The organism is Acidithiobacillus sp. TH-A35, assembly GCF_057473505.1.
In genome coordinates this window covers 1-5379 of sequence record NZ_JBYCKR010000302.1, presented here as the reverse complement: position 1 = coordinate 5379, position 5379 = coordinate 1, and the positions used below count along the sequence as shown (strand labels likewise).

The following is a 5379-nucleotide window of genomic DNA, read 5'->3' as shown; positions in this document are numbered from 1 at the left end:
GTATCGACATAAGCCGGCAGGCGGCCCGCCGCGGCATCGCGCACCATCCGCCCGGTGGGGGTCGGCTTGCGATCCGCCGGGCCTATGGGCGTCGAGGGATTGACGATGACGATGGGCGCGCCTTCATCCTGGCAAAGAGCATGCAGTGCCTCCTCAGCAAGATATTTGGAGCGCTTATAGTGACCGATCATATCTTCCAAACGCGAGGGAGCTTCTTCATCCGCTTCACGGCCATCGGCGTAGTGACCGAGCACGGCGACACTACTGGTATAGACGATGCGCTCCACTCCGGCATTGAGCGCCGCGCGTATCAGACGTTCGCTGCCGCCCACATTGGCGGCGTACATGGAGCGCGGTTCGGGCACCCAGAGCCGATAATCCGCAGCGACGTGAAAGACCGCCTGACAACCTGCTACGGCGCGGTCCAGAGCCGGACCATCAGTAAGGTCGCCGACTGCCAACTCCACGTTCAGACCTTCCCAGTTGCTCGGATCAGCGCTCGCCCGGTGCAGCACCCGCACTTCCAGGCCTTCGGCCAGCAAGCGGCGTAACACCGCACCGCCGACGAAACCCGATGCTCCGGTCAGCAAGGCTTTCATGCGAACCTTCCCGCCTGAATACCCGGCACAACGGCGCGCAAAGTGTTCAGCGCCTTCTGCATCTGCCCGCCCAAACGTATCAAAGCAGACAACTCAGCAGGATGACGCAATAATCCGTGCATGAACCTGAGCGCCTGCGGGCGCCCATAAGCATCTACACTCCCTGTAGCCACCATCGGCAGCGACTGATCCGCTGGGTCCACAACACTGCGAATGACGATAAAAGGTTGGTCTGCCACATGGGCGGCCGCGGCAATGGCACCACTTTCCATATCCACACTTTGTGCCGACGGGTAGTCCACCAGAAATGCGGATTTCGAGGCCACAGAGCCGCAAGGGGTATCCACCGAGAGCAGGCCCCCACCGTGGACGGGAAGGGACAGCGGTTTCGCGACGGTCGCGCGCCAGGCCAGATTCACCGCCCAGGTCTGCCCCGACCAGAACACGGTTTCCGGCAACAGCAAATCCCCAGGCTTCCGTTCCGGCTGCAGGGCGCCTGCGGTGCCCCAGGAAACCAGCCCTTCAGCACCCGCAGCAATCAGCTTACGCGCCGCAGCCGTCGCCCGCTCAGGCCCCATGCCAGAAACACACAGCAACATTTGCTCACCTACCTCTATCACCGCATCGTGCGACAGAGCGCCAGCATGGAGAACACGCGCCTCCGCGTCCAGAGCCACCACCACCCCTAATCGCGGGCGAGGCATCCCAAATTCCGGTAACGGGCCAGCGCCCAGAGCGGGAAATACCGGCTATAACCGTGATAAATCAGGTAAAAAACCTTGGGGAATCCCGGTGCGTTAAAAAATGGGTCCTGCCAGCACCCATCCCCTTCCTGGTGTGCCTGCAACCAGGCTATACCGCGATGCAAAGCGACACTATCCCGATCTCCCGCCGCCATCAGACCGAGACATGCCCAGGCCGTCTGCGCTGCAGTAGAAGTCTGGCCCATGCCGGCGAGACCGGGGTCGCCATAGGAGTCATTGCTTTCACCCCAACCGCCGTCGCACTGCTGTACCGCGCGCAACCAGTACGCTGCGCGTTCCATAGCGGGTTGCAGGGAAGGATCATCCAACTCAGCCAGCGCCATGAGCACGGACCAGGTCCCGTAGACGTAATTGGTCCCCCAGCGCCCCAGCCAGGCCCCGGATGACTCTTGTTCACGCAACAGATAAGCCACGGCACGCCGCAAAATATCCCGGTCCCGTGGCCGCGCCAAATGCGCCAGAAAGGCCACCACGCGCCCGGTGACATCGGCCGTCGGCGGGTCTAGCAAGGCCTTGTGATCGGCAAAGGGGATTTCGTTGAGGTAATAGTGGGTATTATCCACGTCATAAGCCCCGAATCCGCCGTTTCTGGATTGCATACCGGCCAGCCAGTTCGCCGCCCTTTCGATACTGTCGCGATCTTCTGCACGCCCGGCCCGCGCCAGCGCCCAGCCCACCGCTGCCGTGTCATCCAGATCCGGATAATAAGGATTAGCGTATTGAAAGGCCCAACCGCCGCCCGCCAAATTGGGCCGCTGCTCCTGCCAGTCGCCGGGTTCGGCACCAATCTGCCGGTCCTTGAGCCATTGGATACCGCTTTGTACCGCCGGAGACACCTCGCCATCCTGCTCCAGCAGCGCATGGAGCGCGAGACAGGTGTCCCAGACGGGTGACACACAGGGCTGACAGTAAGCGTCGGTCGCCCGCTCCACCACCAATTTGCGCAGGGCTGCCCCCGTTTGCTGGCGATAGACATGGTCGGAGGGATAACCGAGCAACTCCAAAGCCTCATGGGCATTCACCATGGCCGGAAAAATACCATTCAGGCCATCCTCCCCGTTGATTCGCGCAGTAAACCACGCCTCCGCCTTCTTCAGGGCACGGCGCCGGATACTCCGGGGTATCCAATCCTCCATCAGCCGCCAAAATCGATCCAGCGACAGAAAAAGATGCGCCACAATCCCTTGCCGGGCATGGCTGAAATAGTCTGCAATCTGTTCCGGCGGCCGCCGGAACAGTTCGCGGATATGCACCTGCAAGGGATTTTTGGCCCGCGCCTTGAGGCTGCACAAAATAAACAGCGGCACCATCACCGTGCGCGACCACGACGCCACTTTATAAATTTGAAAGGGAAACCAGCGCGGCAACAGCATGATTTCCACCGGAATAAAAGGCACGGCCCGCCACGGCACCTGGGCAAAAAGTGCCAGAGTAATGCGCGTGAACACGTTGGCGTGTTCCGCTCCGCCATGCGCCAGGATCGCCTCACGGGCGCGCCGCATATGCGGTAGCTCTGGGGCATCCCCGGCCAGTTTCAGTGCATAATAGGCCTTTACCGAAGCGCTCAGGTCAAAACGGCCTCCGTAATAGAGAGGCCAGCCGCCGTGATCCGCCTGTTTATTGCGCAGATAGACGGCCATCTTGGCCTCCAGAGAGGTATCGCGCTCGTCCATGTAGTGCTGCATCAGAATATATTCGGCGGGGATGGTGCAATCGGCTTCAAATTCGAAGCACCAGTGACCATCTTCCGCCTGCAGATTACTTAGCGCGATGCGCGCCTCAGCTATCACCCGATCCAGCGGCGAGCGAAAAATGCTCGCGCTGTAGCGCACGGGTTGCAGGATACGATTCATGGTCGCCCCGCAGCAGAAGACTGCGCCAGTGGTTTGACACCCACCCGAAAACTCAGTTGCAGGAGCGCGTCGGAGCGGTGCAGCAGGCGCGACAGGAATACCACCCGATGCACAATGCTCCGGCTGATTTTCACGTCGCTCCCAGAAGCAAAAGCAGGATTTTCGGAAATCCGCCGCAGGGTCAACACCGCCATGGCAATAGCCCAGAGACAAAAATCGCGCATCCCTGTCTGCTCGGCCGGAATCAGGAGCGTATAACGCAGCGCATCCTGCAAATGCCCGGCGGCAATACCCAGCAGTTCACGGAGGCCCGCCGCAAAAGCCGGATCATGGCTGCCGGGTTGCACCGCGGCAATATCGCAACCATGACGCTGGAACAGTGCGCGTGGCATCCAACTCACACCGCGCTGCCAGTCATCCCAGATGTCCTTGAGGATATTGGTCATCTGCAGACCCTGCCCAAAAGACACCGCAAGCCGCTGCATCTCCGCATCATGCGGCGCCAGTCGTGGCTCATACTCCACAAAAAGGCTGGTGAGCATTTCACCGACGACGCCCGCGACTACATAGCAGTAGCGGTCCATCGCCGTCATGTCCGCAAGCCCCTGCAAGGAAGCATGTTGCTGAAACTCCGCCATCCCCCTGCCCATGATCCGCACGCAGCGGGACAATGCAGCCCGCTGCGTGGGGTTAAAGCTGTGGGTGATGGCAACAACATCGGGGGCATGACGAATCAGATCGTGCTCAGCTTCGGGCATCGCTGCCGACAGGCATGCACCGAACGCCGCCGCGAAAGCGGCGGCGTCGCCCCCCCCCTCCACCACCTTGAGAAACTCCGCCTGCCAGTAGGCCTTTTTTTTCCAGGGCAAATCCGGGTCATCTTCTATGGTGTCCGCAATTCGGCACAACAGGTAGCCATTACCGACCGCGTCCCGCAAGGCTTCCGGCAACTGGGGAATCGTCAGGGCAAAAGTCCGCGAAACGGCCTGGAGGCTTTGTGCCTGGTACGCAAAAGCCTGCGCCAGCGCCGCCGTCAACATGCGGTCCTGTCTGGTGACATCCAAACTCCTTATTCTATTTGTCCGGGTGTGCAAAACACCCTGTCATCTGGCGGCAATGTAACGATCCCAAGCCCATTCTGCAAGTCCTGCACTGCAGACCCATGACCACCCCACCCTGCGCAGGCTCATCACGACGCACCAGAGGAAAGCGTGACATCGGACGGCATGTGCAATTCGGAACGCGGGGCGCGGCGCATCAGCACATCGCTCGCAGCGCGCGGCGCCGTGCCCTCAAAGAGCACGCGATATACCTGCTCGGTGATTGGCATATCCACGCCCAGACGCTGTGCAAGCTGGAATAAGGCTTGCGCCGTACGCACGCCCTCGGCCTCTTCGCCAATCTCGCGCAGCACCGCTTCCAGACTCAAGCCGCGGCCCAGGCCGATTCCCACCCGGCGGTTCCGCGACAAGTCGCTGCTCGCCGTGAGGATCAAGTCACCGGCACCGGCCAGGCCCATGAAGGTCTCGGGTCGCCCCCCCAGCGCCGGTCCCAGGCGATGCAATTCTGCCATCCCGCGGGTGATGAGCGCGGCACGCGCACTGTCGCCATTCCCCAATCCATCAGAAATGCCAGCAGCAATCGCCAGCACATTTTTGATTGCCCCACCCAGACATACCCCCGCCACATCATCACTGGTGTAGACCCGCATCTGCGCACTGCCAAAGGCCTCGGCCACCCGCTGAGCATGGGCCAGATCGGTGGACGCCGCCGTCATTGCCAATGGTTTTCCCAGAATCAGGTCATGGGCAAAACTCGGACCGGAGAGCACCACCAGCGGCACATCCGGCACGGTTTCCTGTAATACCTGATCAAGGCGCAAAGCTGTCTGCATCTCCAGCCCTTTACTGGCGAGGACCAGCAACGTGGCGGGTGGCAGACAGGAGCGCAAATTCGTCATCAGACCGCGCAAGGCATGGCTAGGTATGGCGAGCACTATACCCTCACTGCCTCGCACCGCAGCGGTGAGGTTCACAGTACAGCGCAGCCCTTCCGGTCGCGCGCACTGCGGGAATATGGGAAACAGATCCGCGCGACCGGGCTGGCAAGGCAGACGCTCGGCGCACCGCCCCCAGAGCTGCACGGCATGCCCCTGCCGGAGCA

Annotated in this window: 5 protein-coding genes; all 5 read right to left on the bottom strand. The window is 61.3% G+C overall.

All coding sequences use genetic code 11. The features are described from left to right. A partial coding sequence (locus AC2VNK_RS09660) for an NAD-dependent epimerase/dehydratase family protein (RefSeq protein WP_486883599.1) occupies window positions 1–599 on the bottom strand: 599 nt, incomplete at its 3' end. After that, complete coding sequence (locus tag AC2VNK_RS09655) at window positions 596–1303, bottom strand: phosphorylase family protein (protein WP_291521532.1); 708 nt, start codon at window positions 1301–1303, stop codon at window positions 596–598. The genes AC2VNK_RS09660 and AC2VNK_RS09655, both read right to left, overlap by 4 nt. Then, entirely contained in the window at window positions 1285–3216 is a 1932-nt protein-coding gene (gene shc / locus AC2VNK_RS09650; RefSeq protein ID WP_486883598.1) for a squalene--hopene cyclase, read from the bottom strand. The genes AC2VNK_RS09655 and shc overlap by 19 nt, the downstream gene beginning before the upstream one ends. Beyond that, entirely contained in the window at window positions 3213–4280 is a 1068-nt protein-coding gene (locus AC2VNK_RS09645; RefSeq protein WP_486883597.1) for a phytoene/squalene synthase family protein, read from the bottom strand. Before AC2VNK_RS09645 ends, shc begins: the two co-directional genes overlap by 4 nt. Before the next feature lie 125 nt (window positions 4281–4405). Continuing rightward, window positions 4406–5379: NAD(P)H-dependent glycerol-3-phosphate dehydrogenase (locus AC2VNK_RS09640; RefSeq protein WP_486883596.1), on the bottom strand; the 974-nt coding region annotated here is incomplete at its 5' end.